This window comes from Nodularia sp. LEGE 04288 (assembly GCF_963896525.1).
GTDB lineage: Bacteria > Cyanobacteriota > Cyanobacteriia > Cyanobacteriales > Nostocaceae > Nodularia.
The window spans coordinates 1-17,636 of sequence record NZ_CAWQOY010000008.1 but is presented as its reverse complement, the minus strand read 5'-3'; the positions used below and the strand labels follow the sequence as shown (position 1 = coordinate 17,636).

General features: G+C 42.5%; 17 protein-coding genes. 7 read left to right on the top strand and 10 right to left on the bottom strand.

From position 1 onward, the window contains the following. Window positions 1-1,772, top strand: a 1,772-nt coding sequence (locus tag AACX33_RS00600) for an nSTAND1 domain-containing NTPase (protein ID WP_227789370.1), incomplete at its 5' end; no start/stop codon positions are given. Between the two features lie 31 nt (window positions 1,773-1,803). Here the strand turns inward: AACX33_RS00600 and AACX33_RS00595 are convergent. Together AACX33_RS00595 and AACX33_RS00590 are read right to left on the bottom strand one after the other, a co-directional pair. After that, window positions 1,804-2,667 carry a M56 family metallopeptidase gene (locus tag AACX33_RS00595; RefSeq protein WP_194003781.1) on the bottom strand — a complete coding sequence of 288 codons (864 nt, stop codon included), beginning with the start codon at window positions 2,665-2,667 and terminating at the stop codon, window positions 1,804-1,806. A gap of 2 nt (window positions 2,668-2,669) precedes the next feature. Next, on the bottom strand, window positions 2,670-3,089 hold the full coding sequence (locus AACX33_RS00590) for a BlaI/MecI/CopY family transcriptional regulator (RefSeq protein ID WP_063873241.1): 420 nt from the start codon (window positions 3,087-3,089) through the stop codon (window positions 2,670-2,672). A gap of 278 nt (window positions 3,090-3,367) precedes the next feature. Here AACX33_RS00590 and AACX33_RS00585 point away from each other — a divergent pair, with 278 nt between their 5' ends. Continuing rightward, complete coding sequence (locus AACX33_RS00585) at window positions 3,368-4,102, top strand: 2-phosphosulfolactate phosphatase family protein (protein ID WP_194003783.1); 735 nt, start codon at window positions 3,368-3,370, stop codon at window positions 4,100-4,102. Between the two features lie 82 nt (window positions 4,103-4,184). On the opposite strand, the gene AACX33_RS00580 is transcribed toward AACX33_RS00585, so the two are convergent. Both AACX33_RS00580 and AACX33_RS00575 read right to left on the bottom strand, forming a co-directional pair. Continuing rightward, window positions 4,185-4,910, bottom strand: coding sequence for a DUF3226 domain-containing protein (locus AACX33_RS00580; RefSeq protein ID WP_227789369.1), 726 nt, complete (start codon window positions 4,908-4,910; stop codon window positions 4,185-4,187). A gap of 198 nt (window positions 4,911-5,108) precedes the next feature. Further along, a complete protein-coding gene (locus AACX33_RS00575; RefSeq protein ID WP_194003785.1) occupies window positions 5,109-7,565 on the bottom strand; it encodes an ATP-dependent Clp protease ATP-binding subunit in 2,457 nt (818 codons plus the stop codon). A 233-nt stretch (window positions 7,566-7,798) separates the two neighbouring features. On the opposite strand from AACX33_RS00575, the gene AACX33_RS00570 reads away from it, so the two are divergent. Then, window positions 7,799-8,095, top strand: coding sequence for a DUF3288 family protein (locus AACX33_RS00570; RefSeq protein ID WP_194003787.1), 297 nt, complete (start codon window positions 7,799-7,801; stop codon window positions 8,093-8,095). Between the two features lie 133 nt (window positions 8,096-8,228). On the opposite strand, the gene AACX33_RS00565 is transcribed toward AACX33_RS00570, so the two are convergent. Both AACX33_RS00565 and AACX33_RS00560 read right to left on the bottom strand, forming a co-directional pair. Continuing rightward, complete coding sequence (locus AACX33_RS00565) at window positions 8,229-9,710, bottom strand: MlaD family protein (protein ID WP_194003789.1); 1,482 nt, start codon at window positions 9,708-9,710, stop codon at window positions 8,229-8,231. A gap of 17 nt (window positions 9,711-9,727) precedes the next feature. Further along, on the bottom strand, window positions 9,728-10,510 hold the full coding sequence (locus AACX33_RS00560; protein WP_194003791.1) for an ABC transporter ATP-binding protein: 783 nt from the start codon (window positions 10,508-10,510) through the stop codon (window positions 9,728-9,730). A gap of 41 nt (window positions 10,511-10,551) precedes the next feature. On the opposite strand from AACX33_RS00560, the gene AACX33_RS00555 reads away from it, so the two are divergent. The 3 genes from AACX33_RS00555 (at window position 10,552) to AACX33_RS00545 (ending at window position 13,871) form a co-directional block, all read left to right on the top strand. After that, window positions 10,552-12,090, top strand: a complete 1,539-nt coding sequence (locus AACX33_RS00555) for a phytoene desaturase family protein (RefSeq protein ID WP_194003794.1) — start codon at window positions 10,552-10,554, stop codon at window positions 12,088-12,090. Between the two features lie 157 nt (window positions 12,091-12,247). After that, window positions 12,248-12,682 (top strand): hypothetical protein, encoded by a 435-nt coding sequence (locus AACX33_RS00550; protein ID WP_227789368.1) that lies wholly within the window; start codon window positions 12,248-12,250, stop codon window positions 12,680-12,682. After that, entirely contained in the window at window positions 12,675-13,871 is a 1,197-nt protein-coding gene (locus AACX33_RS00545) for a caspase family protein (protein WP_194003796.1), read from the top strand. The genes AACX33_RS00550 and AACX33_RS00545 overlap by 8 nt, the downstream gene beginning before the upstream one ends. 155 nt (window positions 13,872-14,026) lie before the next feature. Here the strand turns inward: AACX33_RS00545 and AACX33_RS00540 are convergent, their stop codons facing one another. Both AACX33_RS00540 and AACX33_RS00535 read right to left on the bottom strand, forming a co-directional pair. After that, window positions 14,027-14,662, bottom strand: coding sequence for a restriction endonuclease subunit R (locus tag AACX33_RS00540; protein WP_194003798.1), 636 nt, complete (start codon window positions 14,660-14,662; stop codon window positions 14,027-14,029). A 129-nt stretch (window positions 14,663-14,791) separates the two neighbouring features. Then, window positions 14,792-15,382, bottom strand: coding sequence for a DUF3611 family protein (locus tag AACX33_RS00535; RefSeq protein ID WP_227789367.1), 591 nt, complete (start codon window positions 15,380-15,382; stop codon window positions 14,792-14,794). A 218-nt stretch (window positions 15,383-15,600) separates the two neighbouring features. Here AACX33_RS00535 and AACX33_RS00530 point away from each other — a divergent pair, with 218 nt between their 5' ends. Beyond that, a complete protein-coding gene (locus tag AACX33_RS00530) occupies window positions 15,601-16,074 on the top strand; it encodes a TspO/MBR family protein (RefSeq protein WP_194003800.1) in 474 nt (157 codons plus the stop codon). On the opposite strand, the gene AACX33_RS00525 is transcribed toward AACX33_RS00530, so the two are convergent. Continuing rightward, complete coding sequence (locus tag AACX33_RS00525; protein WP_194003802.1) at window positions 16,055-16,717, bottom strand: PAP/fibrillin family protein; 663 nt, start codon at window positions 16,715-16,717, stop codon at window positions 16,055-16,057. The two genes, AACX33_RS00530 and AACX33_RS00525, sit on opposite strands and share 20 nt — an antisense overlap. A 2-nt stretch (window positions 16,718-16,719) precedes the next feature. After that, window positions 16,720-17,430, bottom strand: coding sequence for a M15 family metallopeptidase (locus tag AACX33_RS00520; RefSeq protein ID WP_194003804.1), 711 nt, complete (start codon window positions 17,428-17,430; stop codon window positions 16,720-16,722). Window positions 17,431-17,636 lie beyond the last annotated feature (206 nt).

Sequence of the window (17,636 nt, the reverse complement as noted above, 5' to 3'; positions counted from 1 at the left end):
GCGCGGTGGTAGGTGTGGCGTTCGGCGTGGCGTTCGGCGTGGCGTTCGGCGTGGCGTTCGGCGTGGCGGGGGGCGTGGCGTGGATTTTGGGTGTATTGCGAGTTTACTTCTGGCTACCAGAATTACTGTGGATACTCATGCTCTTTTTGACTTCTGCCAATGGAAAACGGGTAAATTGTTTACCATATCTACCACCTCGCTTTGATGAACTGATTATTTTGCCTCTGCCTTTTATGGAACGGATGATTGTAGAGGCTTATCAAGAGAACCCAGCAGCAGCCCGTGAGACTATTAATTACTTGATTAGTTCTACCAATCAGCAAAAAGTTGCTGCAAGAGCAATTACTGGAATTGCTCTAGATAGCCTCAATCGTTGTCAAAGGTTGAGCGATATTGTAGACATTCCCCAGCAACTGGCTTGGATTTCCTCACCACCACCAAAAGAACTTGGCACGGTTTTTCCTCAATTTTTAGATATTAGCCAGGATGTCAAAGCATCACAGGAAGCTACTTCGCCCTATCGTCAGTATGAGTTACTCAATACTCCCATAAGTGCATTACAAGAAATCTCCCAAAGTCTTGCTTTTGGTAAAAATACTTTCACAGCTACTCAGTTTGGTAGCATTGTGCAACGCTGGTTGACAATTCTGGAGACGGCACAGCGCACTTTAGAGGAAACAGCAAAACAATCACAAGAAATCCGACAAGTTTATATTGCTGGTAACTCCCTAGATCCCGCAACAGCCAAGCATCGCTTCAAAGGCAGAATTGATATATTTCGAGAAATCGAAACTTTGGTAGTTTCCGAATCGCCACCAGTATTGTTACTCTATGGTGGACGCAGAACAGGAAAAACCTCAGCGCTGAAATATCTACCCCACAAAATAGGCGCAAATATTACACCTTTGCTGGTGGACGTACAGGGAGCAGCATCAGCGACAACATTGAAAGGCTTTGCAGAAAACTTAGCTAGACAAATGAGCGAAGCTGCAAGGCAATTACCCCGAAAATTATCCTTGCCTAATCCAGATAGCAATAAACTGGCTGAAGATCCATTTCCAGCGCTGCAAACTTGGCTAACAGAAATAGAACGCAAATATTCTGATAAGCGATTTCTTCTCTGTTTTGATGAATATGAGCGACTGAGTGAGGTGGTGGAAGAAACAAATAGCCGTGCGCCTCTCAATTTTATTCGTAACCTGCTGCAACACAAAAAAAAATGGATTTTGCTGTTCAGTGGTTCTCACCAGCTATCTGAACTTGATGATTATTGGAGTGATTATTTAATTAATACCCGCGCCTTGCAGATGAGTTTTTTGCAAGAATCAGAAGCCCGTGAGTTGATTCTACAGCCTGTGGAAGATTTCCCCAACATCTATGAAGCAACTGCTGTAGATGAAATTATCCAACTTACTCGCTGTCAACCTTATCTCGTCCAGTTGGTATGTTACGAGTTGGTGGAGTTACTCAACCGCGATATTAGGAGAAATCAGCGACAAGCAAATACAGCCAAAGCCACTGCACAGGACGTACAAGCAATTATTCCCACGGTGCTTGAGCGAGGTAATCAGTATTTCCGCGAATTATGGACAAGTTTAGAAGATAGTGACCGCAATTTACTACGGCGAGTAATTCAAGGCGAAACTCCCACACAGCAAGAGAAAGGAGTTGTGCGAAAACTTGCACGCAAGGAAATTTTGACTCAAGAAGGTAATGCCTTTCAAGTCCCTTTGGTGCAAAGATTTGTAGAAAACTTGCTAGAAGAAGAGTAATTCTCATCTTCATAGCTTGATTAGTCTGAATTTAAGTATGAAATATTACAGTTACTAACGGTAAAAATGCTAAGAGAAAACTATGCCAAAACTGACAGTTGATTTCTGCTGTGGGTTCTGGTGGTGCTAATAAAGCTTCTATTCTCTGTTCTAAGCGTAGCTTGCCGCCGTAGGCATCGCTTCCACTAGCCCCTAAAGCCGCACAGCAAATTTCTGATGATACACTGCTACTGCTATTACTCACCACCATCAGCAATGACTCTGCTAATAGCAAAGGATCTACCTGCGAAGCTGCGTAGCTGTCCGCCCGTAATTCCCGCAATGCTAAGAGTTCTTCCCACAAAGAATCTGTATTGGGTAGCCAACTGGTACAAGCACGTACCCAACCCAGCCAGAAAAACCAAAATGTGTCTCGGTAATGGTAATGACCTTGTTCATGGGCTAAAACACTATCTACATGGTCAGGAGACAGGGTTTGCAGCAATCCTTGACTAACTACTAATTCTGGATGCCAAAAGCCTATTTGACCCGCAAAGGGCGCGTCTGTGTTCAGTAATCTAACTTGTCTACCCTGAATATTTACTAGGGGAGATTTACGGGCAGATTCTACAGATTGGCAACCTTGGAAGGCTAGAGTGATGCACAAAAGGGCAAAAAATCCTAGCAGAATTAATGCTAGTTCATAACTCCACCAGCCAGTGTGTACCCCGCCCATTTTGCCTTGAGGCCCCATGAAGAGAACTGCGATCGCCGTCATAAAAATTAATAATGGGGGGAAGAGAAATAAAAATAGCGATCGCCGCCATCGGAGATCCCAGCTACCTTGGAGATGATTCCCAGAGTGTCTTAAACTCCAAGCAACTGTTAAAGCAGTCAAAATCATCATCAGATGCATGATTATTGTTCCTCCCTAGCTTGGCGTGCGGCTTGAATGCGTTGAGCGATCGCTTCTAGTTGGTCGCTGGCGGCTGCATCTAGACTATCAGCAAAGGCGGCGATGACATCAGGATTACCCACGGCGAGAAATTTCTGTAACTGGTCATGTGCCTTAATTACCTGTGCTTGCTGCTTTGTCAGCTTTGGTAGCCAATAAAATGCTCGCCCTTGTTTGTTACAGGCTAGCCAACCTTTATCAGTGAGACGACGTAAAACTGTAGTTACCGAAGTATAAGCAAGTTCCCGGTTAGGGTCTGAGAGAATGCGATCGTGTACATCTTTGACTGTAGCTGAACCCAGTTCCCAGATGATATTCAAAATTTCTGCTTCCAAGGGGCCTACAGACATTTGTTTGGGGCGATAGTCAGGTAAAGGTGCCATATTGTTCTTGTAACGAATTGTAGAGGTGGTATCTGCGGATTGCCAAGATTTCCTCTCTATATTGCCAAGTACCAGAGGATTAAAACCGTTTCTGCTGGGATTTATTCTGTTTTCAGATTACCTTTGTTTGCCCTCGCTGGCATCGATTTTGCCATCATACATAAAAAATACTCTGGTCTAAGGATAAGAAATACTCCGAATTTAACTGTGTTTCTGGTGAATGACACCCATTAGAATGTAATCTCGGCAATAGTATTTAAAGCAGGTTTATCCACCGCGTGAAGCTATTCATATACCACACTCCGGAATTGACTCCCACCGGCGAAACTCCAGACTGCGCGATCGCGGTTGATGTTTTGCGGGCTACTAGCACTATAGCGACTGTTTTGGCATCTGGTGGCGAAGCTGTGCAAGTCTTCAGCGATTTAGAACAATTGATTGCAGTTAGCGAAAAATGGCCACCGGAAAAACGACTCCGAGCTGGAGAACGCGGCGGTGCTAAAGTTGCTGACTTTGATTTAGGTAACTCTCCTCTTGACTGCACACGGGAAGTAGTGGAGGGACGACGTTTGTTTATCAGTACCACCAATGGAACTCGCGCCTTACAACGGATACAAGACTCCCCCAGTGTACTAGCCGCAGCTTTGATTAATCGGGCGGCGGTGGTGCAGTATCTCCTGGATAAACAACCGGAGACTGTGTGGATTGTCGGTTCTGGTTGGGAAGGCACTTTTTCTTTAGAAGATACAGTTTGTGCTGGAGCGATCGCTCATAGTCTTGCAGAGAAGTCCCAATTTTCTCAGGATGAATTAGCTGGTAATGATGAAGTAATTAGTGCGATCGCGCTTTACTCACAATGGCAGAATGACTTATTGGGATTATTCCACCAAGCTAGTCACGGCAAAAGATTACTACGTCTGGAATCACACGAAGATTTAAAATATTGCGCTCAAACCGATATTTTAGATGTCTTGCCCATACAGCAAGAACTGGGGGTGTTAAAAAGTCAGTAAATAAAAAATTCTTTTTCTGTTTGAAGATGCCCTTTTCTAGATTAAAATCTGGAAAGGGGTATACTTAATTAAATGCAATATTTTATAAAGCTTGTAAGAATTGCTTCATAGCATTAAATGCAGGGCTATCCCACGGTAAATAACCCGCCTTTGCTGCTTCTCCTAAACTTTTATCTGGTTCTATTTGCGACGATAACCAAGCACGTATACGTGCTTTTGAAATATCTTTATATTTGGGTTGCCGTTGTGCTGTGTTGTAAACACACTGGAAGTAATCGTCTATGCATTTTATAGCTTTATCTGTTTTTATCGCCTCTAAACAGACATCTTCAAGCATTCCACTATCTTGATATTCTGGAAGAATTAATATGCTGACTTTGGGACTATCCCCTATAATTTCTTTAGGGTAATTTGGTACAGGTAATTTGGCATTTTTTAAAGAGCCGCATATACTATCAAATGCACTTTTTGTAGACTCATCTGCATCCCTTGTGATACCCAGAGAAACTTGTAAATTATTTGCATCTAAATCACTAATTTCAATTACTTTGTCAATATCTTGGTTGAAGAAAAAACCTCTGAGTTCTTCAATATCTTCAAATTTAATTCCTCCTCTGGGAATACCCCGCAGGCGATTAACCTGAAATAATGATTCAGGATTACTGGGGTTAATAAACATAAAAATAGCTTCTAAAAGAGATGTTTTACCGACATTATTTTTTCCTGCGATTAAGTTCACTCGTTCCAGTGGCTCAAGAGTTAAGTTCTGGAAGCAACGAAAGTTTTTTAGTGTCAATGAGCGCAACATGACTTAATTTATCGCCTCAGCAAAAGCTTCTTACTATTAACAGCTTATCTTCTCTATCATCTAGCAGTTAACTTTCATAGGATAATTTCTGAAGAAGTCTTTTGACAAGCACTTAAGAATCACATCCTCAATATAAAAAAATCCCCTAGTATGACTACCAGGGGGAAAAATTTTTAATTAAGTGAATTGGTTCAAATACTAGCCAGCATTAGCTAAGAGTAATTCTCGCTTTTCTGAGCCATGTATTGTTACCTGATTGTCATCATCAACATCCACGGTGGCTGTAACTCCATCGGTGACTTCACCAGAAAGCATTGCTTCAGCCAGAGGATCTTCTAACAAGCGCATAATTGCCCGGCGTAACGGTCTAGCACCGTAACTGGGGTTATAGCCTTCTTCAACTACACGCTCTTTAAAGCGTTCTGTAACTTCTAAAGTGATGCCCTTTTCAGTCAAGCGGCTCGCAAGTTCGCGGAGCATAATATCAGCAATTTGCTTGACTTCATCTTTAGCAAGCTGAGTGAAGACGATAATGTCATCCAAGCGGTTGAGGAATTCCGGACGGAAGTAAGCTTTCAGTTCCTCATTGACTAAGGTACGAATGCGGGTGTAGCTAGCATTGGCTTCAGTCTCGAAGTCAAAGCCTAAACCACCACCACCTTTTTCAATTACCTTAGAACCAATGTTGGAAGTCAGAATAATTAGTGTGTTCTTGAAGTCCACTTTCCGACCTTTTGCGTCGGTGAGGTGTCCATCATCCAAGAGTTGCAGCAGCATATTAAATACATCAGGATGCGCTTTTTCGATTTCGTCGAAGAGAATCACTGAGTATGGTTTGCGGCGCACTGCTTCTGTCAGTTGTCCGCCATCGTCGTATCCTACGTAACCAGGAGGTGAACCAATCAGCTTGGAAACCGTATGTCCTTCCATGTACTCGGACATATCTAGGCGGATCATCGCTTCTTCGCTACTGAAGAAGTAAGATGCCAAGGATTTCGCTAATTCTGTTTTACCAACTCCGGTAGGCCCAGAGAAAATAAAACTAGCAATGGGGCGATTGGGATTTTTTAACCCTACTCTGGCGCGACGAATGGCGCGAGATACGGCTGTAACTGCTTGTTCTTGACCAATTAACCGCTCGTGGAGTGTGTCTTCTAGGTGCAGCAGCAACTCTGACTCAGATTCGGTGAGTTTGTTGACTGGTACGCCTGTCCAAGAGGCGACGATTTGAGCAATGTCTTCCTCATTTACAATGGGTGACTTGACAAAATCCTCATTTTGTGTTTCAGCTTGTTCTAGGTCGGCTTCGAGTTTGATTTCTTCGCCGCGCAGTTCTCCAGCTTTGTCAAAATTCTGAGTTCTGACTGCTTCCTCTTTGGCTTTAGTCACACCGACTAATTGCTGTTTGAGTTCTTTATTGGTCGAAATCCGGGAGTTCCGCAGCCGTACACGAGAACCAGCTTCATCAATCAGGTCAATTGCTTTATCTGGTAAAAAGCGATCGCTAATGTAACGGTCTGACAACTCGGCGGCGGCTAGAACTGCTTCATCAGAAATGTGTACTTTGTGGTGCTGCTCATAAGCTCCGCGCAAGCCGTAGAGAATCTCCACAGTTTCTTCTACTGAGGGTTCCCCAATCAAAACTGATTGGAAACGACGCTCTAAGGCGGCATCACGCTCAATATGCTGACGATACTCATTCAGAGTCGTTGCGCCAATACACTGGAGTTCACCCCGTGCTAAGGCAGGTTTGAGGATATTGGCTGCATCTAAACCACCTTCTGTACCACCAGCACCAACCAAGGTGTGAACTTCGTCAATTACCAAAATGATATTGCCAGCAGAACGAACTTCTTCGACAATTTTCTTCAGGCGTTCTTCAAAGTCCCCACGAAAACGGGTTCCAGACACTACCATGCCCATATCAAGACTGATAACTTGCTTATCTAGCAAGATTTCCGGTGCATCTTGATTGACAATGCGTTGAGCTAGTCCTTCGGCGATCGCCGTTTTACCAACTCCTGGTTCACCGATTAATATGGGATTATTCTTTGTCCGACGACCGAGAATTTGGATGGTACGCTCAATTTCTTTCGCCCGACCAACTACAGGGTCAAGCTTACCTTCTTGGGCTAATTTAGTCAGATTTCTGCCAAATTCTTCGAGAGTGACACTTTGGCTGCGCTTGGAACGACTACCTGTACTAGCAAAAACAGATCCACCTTCACCTAAACGACGGATGACGTTTGTGCGGACGTTTTTCAGGTCAACTCCTAGATTTTGGAGGACTTTGGCGGCGACACCTTCGCCAGCCTCGGTTAATCCCAAGAGTAAGTGTTCAGTGTTGATGTAGTTATTTCCCAGACTATTGGCTTCTCTAAACGATTGCTCGAATAGGCTTTTCACCTTGGGAGTAAAAGGAATTTCTGGTGGTACAAAACCAGAACCTCTACCGATAATCTTTTCGACTTCGCGGCGTGCTTCCTTGAGAGTAACGCCCAATTCGGCCAGCACTTTAGCAGCAACCCCAGTCCCTTCCCCGATTAGACCCAGGAGAATTTGTTCAGTTCCTACGAAATTGTGTCCCAGGCGACGTGCTTCCTCCTGGGCTAACATAATTACTTTAATGGCTTCGGAAGTGAAGTGTTCAAACATAATGGGTTCTTGCTCCCTTGCTGCTTTGGGCTTTGGGTGAGCTATATATTCACCCGCATTTAAACTTTTTTGTATTTTCTTAAAGATAATGTATCTTTATTTAAAGTTGCATGGCAGTGGTGAGAGCCGTATGGAGTGAGGTGTGGTTGCCGTCATGATTAATTTTGGCGGTATGGAAAGAATATGGAATCTCGACTGGGGATGAAGTAATAATCCAACTATAGGTATAAATCATGTCTGAATTACACGGAAATAAAGACCAACAACATCCTCTTTACAACCGCGATCGCCCCTCTATTAATATTTTACTCGCTCAAGAGGCAACAGAGTACAATTTAGCGGAATTAGCTAGATTAAAAATTCGTTATCAAGGCTTTCCAGGGGCGAGAGACATCCAAAAAGACCTGGATCAAGTCTTGCAGCAGTGGGGTTTGACGGAAGCAGAACTTTTTGAAAAAACCCGCCAAATGCACGATATTGGCGGAATTTATCAAAGTCGGGGCAAAAAAGAAGAGCAGGATTGGAATTAGTCATTGGTCATTGGTCATTAGTCATTGGTCATTAGTCATTGGATATCGCCAACAAAGAATGTAGAGACTCATGCAACGTCTCTACAAGGGTTTTGGCAGGGGCGAATAATTTTCTCTCTGATGCGTCTGATGCTTATTCATCCATTTTTCGCTCTTCTCCATACTTCCGCAGCTGCTGTAAGAGCATTTCTTGGGATGATTCGGGAATTTCTGGATTAATAATTGGTTGGGGATTTTGTTCAAAAATATCAACAGCAGCAGGTATGGGCTTGATGTTCAGCGCCTGTTGCTTTGGTTTGAGGGTGGGAAGCTCAATTTTCGGTGTGCTAACAGGAGGCTGTTTGACAACTGGTTTGTTAACTGGAGTCTGTTTAACAGGAGGTTTGCTAACGGCTGTTTTGAGGGAGTCTAACGTAGCAGCGACCTTTACATCTTGCTGCATTTGTTCTGTAGAAGACACCAAGCCACTTAAACCATTGACCAATTGCAGCAGATTTTGCCGGAAAGCTGGATCACCTGTCAATTCGTCTAAATCAGAGGTAATTTTTTGGGTATTTTCAAAAGTTACCCTGGCTGAATCTAAAGTTTGCTGCATTAGCACTAGATTCTGAGGGTCATTTAAGGCTTTAGAAGCGTCGCGTAAATTGGCTGAGGCTTGGGCCGCATTTGCTGAGAGGCTTTCTAAATTGTTGAGTAATTCGCCTTGGGTAAGTTGATTAAAGGCAGGTGAGAGGCTACTGACTGTCACCCGGAGTTGGTTGCTAGTTTCAGTGATATTGTTCAAAGCACTAACTAAAGAACCCCGGTTGCTTGTCACAAGTTCATCTAGGTTACTCAACAACCGATTAGCTTGATTGGCTGTGGAACTAAATTCACTCGCCGTCGCACCTAATTGATCGACTGTTTTAGTAGCGGATGTAGTAAGTTGATTTGTGGCTTGTTGGACTGAACTGGCCGTTGTGGAAAATGTCCCTAGTTGTTGTTGAAAGCTTTTGCTCAAAACTTGGAAATCCTGAGTCAGGGATGCAACACCTGTGGCTGCTGCTGTTGAGCTTTCTAGAAGTCGATTCAGGTTTTGGTAAAATGCTGGGTCATTGTATGTAGTGGCTAAATTAGTGGAACTGCGAATCAGTTCATCAATGCTGATGCCAATTTGACCTTTTAACCTAGAACCATTACAAATGATCAGGCTCTCATCACAACTATTATCTAGGGGTTTGGCGATCGCCCCAGCCGGAATAGTTTGTTTCGGTGTAATGTCGATGATACTTTCACTAATTAATCCGCTCTGATTAGCTTCAATTACGGCATCACTGGAGATTATCAGGTCAGATGGAGCAATTTCAATTTCCACCTCTACGGCATTTGACCCTGCTTGCACTTTAGAAATATTGCCTACTTTTACACCACGATAGCGAACTGGTGCGCCTCTTTGCATCCCTCCAGCATTAGCAAATTCCACAATGAATTTGTAGGAATTACTACCAGCAGTAAATCTATTCAACCAGAGGACAATCATCACAAATGCGCCCAACCCCAGTAGTATGAGCAACCCCACTGAGCCTTCTCTTAATGTGCGCCTAGACGCAAAGCTGTTTGTTATGATATCTCGCATAATTTTTATCTACCCGCCTACCCAGCCACCTGAATTGGTCCTTGTACACTGCCACTAATGAATTGTCTAATCAAGGGATTTTCTGTGCTATCTATGTCACTAACTCTACCTTGCCATTGCACTTTACCTTGATAAAGAAACACTAATCTATCAGTAGTACGGCGAATGGTACTATCTTGGTGCGTCACAATGGCATAAGTACTACAGACTCCTTGAGTCAATTGCAATTGACGAATTAAATTTTCTATCACTGTTGAGGCTATGGGGTCAAGTCCGGCTGTGGGTTCATCGTAGAGTAAAACTTCTGGCCCCTCTGTGAGATTATCAGGATTAGAGATAATCGCTCTAGCAAAACTTACTCGTTTTCGCATTCCCCCAGATAGTTCAGATGGGTAGAGATGGCTGATTCCCGTCAAACCGACCATTTCTAATTTTTCTTTAACTAGTTGTTGAATACGCGATCGCGGTATCTTGGAATGTTGATACAGTAAAAAACCCACATTTTCATCGACTGTCAACGAATCAAACAATGCCGCCTGTTGAAACACCATCCCAATACCAATCGGATCAGCACTGTCCTCAATTAACCCATCTCGCCGTACCCCTTGCACATAAATTTCTCCGCTATCGGGAGCCATTAATCCGGCAATAATTCGTAAAACAGTGGATTTACCAGTTCCTGAAGGTCCAATAATTCCTACTGCTTCTCCCCGGTAAATCGTCAAATCCACATTATCTAAAACTTTATTGCTACCAAAGGACTTAGAAATACCTTTCAGTTCAATTAATGGTTCATTCATTAGTCATTAGTCATTAGTCATTGGTCATTAGTCATTAAAATATGAACTCAGCACTCAATACTCAGCACTCTCAAAGTGATGTCATCGTGATTGGTAGCGGTATTGGTGGGTTATGCGCTGCGGGTTTACTTGCTCGTTATGGTAAGCGGGTAATTGTGTGTGAAAGCCATGCCATCCCAGGCGGTGCAGCCCATAGTTTTAGACGACGGGAATTTGAATTTGATTCTGGTCCCTCTTTTTATTGTGGTCTTACAGATGCTCAGAGTTTGAATCCCGTCACACAAGTTCTTAAAGTTCTTGGCGAATCCCTCCAAGTTATCCCCTATGATCCACTAGGACACTACCACTTTCCTGAAGCCATTTTTGCAGTTTATGGCAATGCTGAAAAGTACCTGGCTGAGGTGGATAAAATTACGCCCCAAGGTGCTAAGGAATTTCAACAGTTTGCCGAACGTTTGTTAAAGCTATACGAGGGGATGAAAGGTATTCCCACTTTAGCTTTGAGAGCAGATTGGCAGGTGATTTTGGTATTGATGAAACGTTATTTGCCATCTTTGGCGAAAATGTTGCCTAATTTACCCCTTGTCCAGTCTTCTGTGGGCAATGTCATGGATGCTACAGTCAAAGACCCTTGGGTACGTCGGCTCATTGACCTGGAATGCTTTTTATTGTCTGGTTTAAAGGCACACGGCACAATTGCTCCAGAGGTAGCTTTTATGTTAGGTGAACGCTCCCGTGCTGGAGTTGAGTATCCTGTGGGAGGAAGTGGTGCAATTGTCAATGCTTTGGTGCGGGGTTTAGAACGTTGGGGTGGTCAGTTACGTCTGGGCTGTCATGTAGACCAAATTCTGGTGGAATCGGGCAAAGCTGTGGGTGTAAAGTTGCAAAATGGTGAAGTTCTCAAAGCACCGATAGTCATTTCTAATGCCACGATCTGGGATACTTACAATCACCTATTACGCCCTGAAGATTTACCTGCATCCTGTCGGCAAGTTGCATTAGAGACACCATTTGTTGATAGTTTTATGCATTTACACTTAGGCATTAAGGCGAATGACTTAGAAAATTTAACGGGACATCATGTAGTAGTTCATGATTCAAATCAAGATATCAGCGTACCGGGTAATACTTGCATGATTTCCATTCCCAGTGTGTGGGATGCAACCTTAGCACCAGAAGGACATCATGTGGTTCATGCTTATACTCTGGAACCTTATGTTGGGTGGGAACGAAATGATGGGTATGAAGCTCAGAAAAAAGAGAAAGCGCAAACTTTATATCGGGCTTTAGAGCGAGTTATCCCAGATATTCGTGAGCGTGTGGTGTTAGAACTGATTGGGACACCGCTAACTCATGCTCATTATTTACGACGATATCAGGGAACTTATGGACCAGCTATAGTTGCGGGTAAGGGGATGTTTCCTGGAATGCAAACACCGATAAAAGGTTTGTATCGTGTGGGTGATAGTACTATGCCGGGAATTGGTGTACCTGCGGTAGCTGCTTCAGGGATTTTGTGTGCTAATAGTTTGGTGACTGTGCAGGAAATGGGGGAGTTATTGGATGGTTTGAAGTTTTAGGGTTGCTGAGGGGAAAGGGGTGTTTATTGCACGCAGAGGCGCAGAGACGCGGAGAGGAGGAGGTGAGAATTAGCGATTTTGAAATTTCATACTCAATTCAACAACGCCGAATATATACCTATCTTTTTTTTAAGAGAAAATCGTAGAATTTGATAGTATGGTCTATTGCCGTGTAGATAACGGGACTTTGGAGATTAATATGACAGGCGAACCCACAATTCAATTCACCTTTGCTGTTGATAACCCAGAGTTAGATGATGAGAGACGGCAAAAAATAGCTAACAAGCTGTTGCGGGAAATTCGGGATTTGGATGAGGTGGAGAAGGCTGACCGCGCCGAAGATTTGAACCCAGAAGCGGGAAGCAAAGGTTTTGCCACTTTGATAGGAATGCTTACGGCTGAGGTGAGTCTAAAGAATGTCAAGGGTTTTTTAAGCTTTTTGGGCGATCGCCTGGGAGACAAGCCCATCAAAATCATTGTCAAGGTTGGAGATAAAGAAGTCAATATTGAAGCTAAAAGCCGACAAGAGCTATTAGAAAGTGAAAGAATAGTAAAAGCGCTTTTAGGGGAAATGGGTAGCGGGAATGGCTAAAATAGCACTACTGATTGGAGTCAGTGAGTACGGTGAAGGTATCACTCCCCTATCATCGCCTCTTAATGATGTGGAAGCTATGCAGAGAGTTTTACAAGAGCCAAATCTGGGAGGTTTTGAGCAGGTTAAACCACTCCTTAATCCCAACGCGATCGCAATGCGAAAGGCAATTCAAACGCTGTTTAAGGAAGCTAGTAAAGAAGATTTAATATTATTCTTTTTCTCTGGTCATGGTATTACTAATGATGAAGGTCATCTCTATTTAACAACTTGTGAGACAGCTAAAGATGACTTTGAAGCCACTGCTATAGACGCAAGTTTTATCCAAAGCCAATCAAAGAATTGTTATGCTAAAAGGCAAGTTTTAATTCTCGATGCTTGCTATAGCGGCGCTTACGCCCAAGGTTGGCGAGCAAAAAGTTTCGGTGTGGATATCAAACAGCAGCTAGGTGCTGAGGGACGGGTTGTTCTCACCTCTTCGAGTGCAACTCAAACATCTTTTGAGCAAGAAGGCTCAACCCTTTCGCTTTACACGCAATATTTAGTTGAGGGAATTGAATCTGGCGCAGCAGATAAAGACAACAGTGGCACTATTTTCATACATGAACTACACGCTTACGCTAAGGAAAAAGTTCAAACAGCAAAGCCGAATATGACTCCAGATATCATTCTGGATAAGGAAGGCTTTAATATTATCATAGCTAATGCACCAAAGAATTCAGAAGCAGAGTATCGCAAGTTTGTTGAACAATATGCCCAAAATGGTTCTCTTAGTGAATTTGCCTACTTAGTCTTAAAACCAAAACGCAAAACATTTGAACTCACAGATGAACAAGCTGAGGAAATAGAAAACGAAGTTCTAGAACCTTTTCGTAGGCGGTTGGCGAACCTGGAACTTTACAAACAAGCTTTGACTCAGGCGGTTAAGAAAAAAGATCCTCTGGATGAGAACACTTTTAAAATACTGAAGGATTATCAGCAGGATGTTTTAGGTCTGAGGGATGAGGATGTAGAGGCAATAGAGAAAGAGATTACATCTGCTAATGCTAGAAGTAATCAGTTCAAACAAGTTGTATCGGTTTTGTTGTTTGTGGGTGGGGTTTTTGCTGGAGGGTGGGTCTGGGGCTTGGTGTGGGTCATTTTGGGCTTTGTTATTTTAGGCTTGATTGATGGTTTACTGGAGAATTAAGGAATCTCTTCGCTCGTGTCGAGACTTCCAAAGTGGAATATATTATGCCCCCTTGGCTCTTCACACCCAGAAGTGTCTGTTCAAAAATCAATTCGTAGTCTTATATAACCAAGTAAGTATTCATGCAAAATTAAACTGAGTATTGAAACGAGTCTTTATATCTGACAAATTGCTTTTAAAACTTGTAATAATTCAACTGCACGGGGAGATTCCATAAAATTTAATAATGGCATAAGATGATAAATGGGAGGATTACCTTGTTCAATATAAACGAACTGATAAGCTCTACCGTTAGTGCTTAAACCCCAAACAGATGTTTGATTATTTAAACTTTTATAAGCGTAGGTGAGCAGTTGGGGTAAGCCTGTTGATATATCAATTTGACTATTTTTTGATTCAATTAAAAGTATCCAGAAATATACTTGAGATTTGGTATGCTTAGCTTTACTAATAGCTAAAATATCCATCCTGCCTTTAATTGTGGTATCTTCATCTTCAACCTCAATATCAGCAATATCTTCTTCTAGGCGAATCTCAATAGGATAGCGATAAAAGCCAGCTAATCTCAGTAAGGGTGCAATAACAAGAAATTTGACCTGTCCTTCCGAAACTTTGCCAGATTTCAGGTAACGTCGAAAGTCATCTCTAATTTGTAGAAGTTCTTGGTGTTCTGCTTCTAGGAGGGGTTCCAGGGATAACAGGTGAGAAAATGATTCACTGTACCGTTCTTGAAAGCCAAACAGACGCTGAACGTCTTCTAGAGATAAATTACTAGCATTGAGAATTGTCATTGATTTCTATGGGATGTGAGTCAGGAATACTTAATTACATTAATAGCAGTTATTCCCCATTCCCTAGCTTTTTCCAAAACCATTATAGAGACGTTCCATTGAACATCTCTACATTCTTTATCAAAGATGTCAATGCTGATGCACCTTTTCTAGTAGCCACATAGAAGCAACTGTACCGAAAAAATGAGCCGCAATACCATTGATGTTAGCTACTACTATGAACACATCAAGCGCTCGAATAATCTTGTTAGGGTCAGTAATTGCGACTCCTGGGGGTTGGGATACAGCTTTTGCTATTAGCACACTGACACTGGTTCCTGCGCCTAAAATGGTGATGAATATTCCCACTAAACTAACCAGAATACCCATGCGGATGGCTCTGGTTGTATCCGCTTTACTAGGGTGCAAAGTAGGATTAGGATTGTCTAAGCGTCTACCTATGCGCGTATAACGAAAATCCCAAAATACGCTGAATAGCAATAATAAAATTCCCCCAACAGCCCAAAATACTCCTATTCCTAGTCCTGGATTCGATTTATCTGCAAAATTACGACCTGTAGAAGCAAACAATAATAATAAGCCAGAAACCAATGCTAGCGCCAATTGTACCCATAAGGTAATCCACCCTGTGAGACGAATTTGATTGGCGATGTTATGAACTTTGTTTCTATTATGATGTGATGTTTCTAGCGATGATCGCGTTTCTGTTTCTGGTTCCATATTAATTTTAGTTGTCCCCACAGTACATAATATTTGCAATGCCCTAACTCATGCACCCACCCACAGACCGAATTATCGTAAAATCTTGAGGAATAGATGAAATCAATGAACTTTTATCAAACTCCGGGATGATGATAAATTAGTCAAAAAATTGACATAATACTCCTAGAAAACGTGATATTTAAGCCATAGGCAGCAAACCGCAAAGGATAAAGAGCATGATTAGATCGTGGATGGTGATTGGGGGTGTGGCTTTTGTGATTGCCTTGGCGGCTAATTTGATTACACCAAGTGGTATCCAGTGGTTTAAGCGCTTACAAAGACCCAGATGGTTAACTTTTGAGGGGGTGATTCCAATTATTTGGACTGTAATCTTTATTTGCGGTGCTTGGTCAGCTTATATTGTTTGGGAAAGCAACCCAGGAACTACCACAACTTGGCTACTTATGGGTTTATATTTACTACTAGAAATAGTGACTATTGCCTATACACCTGTCATGTTTCGGTTGCGTAGTCTGCGGGTGGGGACAATTTTGGGAGGCACAGGTTTGGTGATTTGCCTAATATTAACACTAGCAGTTTTACCTGTTTCTACTTCCGCAGCATTGTTGTTAGTTCCCTATTTGCTCTGGAGTCCCATCGGTACTTATACCACTTGGAAAATGATTAACCTTAATCCTCAAGATGCGTAAAATTTGCCGGTAAATCATCAGCTTTACTCAAAATGAATAAACTACCATCTCCGCCACGTCCAATTCTGAAATTTTCATCTAAATAAGTAATATCAAGAGTAGGAACTCTACCTTGGGGACCCTTAGCAGGAATTACTTTAAAGGGGTCAAATTGGGGAGTGTCAAAGCCAAATATCTTCTCAATGGATAGATAACGTTTGTCAAAATTTACATTGATACGTTGATTCGGTAAAGGCGATAAATTATCTGTGGCTGGTGCAAAACTAGCTGTTACTTTCACATATCCCGAAACTATTCCCAGAGGATGTTTCACAAATGCCAAGTTGAAAAATAGTTTATTGGTAACATCAATGACTTGATAAACTTCACCCAACTGTAATCCTAACGGTAGGGAATCTAAAGAACGGATTTCTCTAGCTGTGGAGTATAGCAATTTCCAAGCACCATTGAGCAAAGAAATAGCGTTTAAGAGGGGTTGGGGATGAGGATTACAATTTTCTAGTTCCGTGGTTAATTGGGCGATTTCTGCGGCTGAGGTTTTATCTAGCTTCAAATCGGTGAGAGGAGAACTGAGATTGCTTTTGGTTTGCATCTCCTCTAGGGAAGCTTGTAGTTTTTGCTTTAATGAAAGTGGATTATTCAAGGTTAAAATATTTTCCGACCATAACGTGCAGTTAAAGGATCAGCCGGATTACTTTGATTATACAACCAAGCCCACATCTGATCACCAAAGGAAAAATGCCACCATTCTCTAGGGTTGCGTTGAAACCCAGCTTTTAACATCACATCATGTAATAATTGCCGATGAGCGTGATATTTTGGTGCATCTGGGTGATCACTATTGGCATAATAATGGGGATGCGATCGCTCTGACAATTCATCAATGGGCGAACCCATATCAACTATTTCCCCAGCATCATTTACCAAAGTCACATCGACAGCAGCACCCGTACTGTGAGGAGGGGGAGTTTTTTCATCCCAACTGGGTACAGCCCAAATTTCGTAAACCGATTCCCAAATTTCTTGGCGTTGCTTTGGTGATAACTCGGCCTCAGTCAAACCCTGCTGTTGTAACGCTTGGGCAAAACTGTAATCTACCATAAACTGTTGTACAGCCACAGGACGATAAGCATCAAAAATTTGGATATACCAATGAGGATGCAGTTGTTGTAGATATTTTTGGGCTTGGATTAAATTATCAATCACAGTTTGGCGGAGATAATAAGGTGAATATTCCCCATATTTCGCACCGAGTTTTTCATAAGGATGGGGAGATTCCACCGCAAATAATTCCAAAGGAATCTGCACCAGCAATTCACCACATTCAAGGATAGGGATTTGGTGATAAGGTCTCATAGTAATTTATAATTCGTAATTCGTAATTCGTAATTCGTAGCTGATGGAATTTTTTACCGTCTGCATAGGCTTTAAATTCCCCCTCCTCGCTTGCGGCTATGCATTACCCGGATCTTTCTTAACATTTGCGAGAGCGATCGCTCTCCAAATCGCGAAGCCTTAAACCTACGTTGTCCATTCTCAATAAAAGCAGGTTTTTAGCGAGA

Excerpts from the sequence above, each read along its gene's own strand:
- AACX33_RS00520 (WP_194003804.1), bottom strand. The coding sequence starts at position 17,430 with ATGAGACCTTATCACCAAATCCCTATCCTTGAATGTGGTGAATTGCTG.
- AACX33_RS00555 (WP_194003794.1), top strand. The coding sequence starts at position 10,552 with ATGAACTCAGCACTCAATACTCAGCACTCTCAAAGTGATGTCATCGTG.
- AACX33_RS00580 (WP_227789369.1), bottom strand. The coding sequence starts at position 4,910 with ATGTTGCGCTCATTGACACTAAAAAACTTTCGTTGCTTCCAGAACTTA.
- AACX33_RS00560 (WP_194003791.1), bottom strand. The coding sequence starts at position 10,510 with ATGAATGAACCATTAATTGAACTGAAAGGTATTTCTAAGTCCTTTGGT.
- AACX33_RS00565 (WP_194003789.1), bottom strand. The coding sequence starts at position 9,710 with ATGCGAGATATCATAACAAACAGCTTTGCGTCTAGGCGCACATTAAGA.
- AACX33_RS00530 (WP_194003800.1), top strand. The coding sequence starts at position 15,601 with ATGATTAGATCGTGGATGGTGATTGGGGGTGTGGCTTTTGTGATTGCC.
- AACX33_RS00545 (WP_194003796.1), top strand. The coding sequence starts at position 12,675 with ATGGCTAAAATAGCACTACTGATTGGAGTCAGTGAGTACGGTGAAGGT.
- AACX33_RS00595 (WP_194003781.1), bottom strand. The coding sequence starts at position 2,667 with ATGCATCTGATGATGATTTTGACTGCTTTAACAGTTGCTTGGAGTTTA.
- AACX33_RS00570 (WP_194003787.1), top strand. The coding sequence starts at position 7,799 with ATGTCTGAATTACACGGAAATAAAGACCAACAACATCCTCTTTACAAC.
- AACX33_RS00535 (WP_227789367.1), bottom strand. The coding sequence starts at position 15,382 with ATGGAACCAGAAACAGAAACGCGATCATCGCTAGAAACATCACATCAT.
- AACX33_RS00540 (WP_194003798.1), bottom strand. The coding sequence starts at position 14,662 with ATGACAATTCTCAATGCTAGTAATTTATCTCTAGAAGACGTTCAGCGT.
- AACX33_RS00575 (WP_194003785.1), bottom strand. The coding sequence starts at position 7,565 with ATGTTTGAACACTTCACTTCCGAAGCCATTAAAGTAATTATGTTAGCC.
- AACX33_RS00550 (WP_227789368.1), top strand. The coding sequence starts at position 12,248 with ATGGTCTATTGCCGTGTAGATAACGGGACTTTGGAGATTAATATGACA.
- AACX33_RS00590 (WP_063873241.1), bottom strand. The coding sequence starts at position 3,089 with ATGGCACCTTTACCTGACTATCGCCCCAAACAAATGTCTGTAGGCCCC.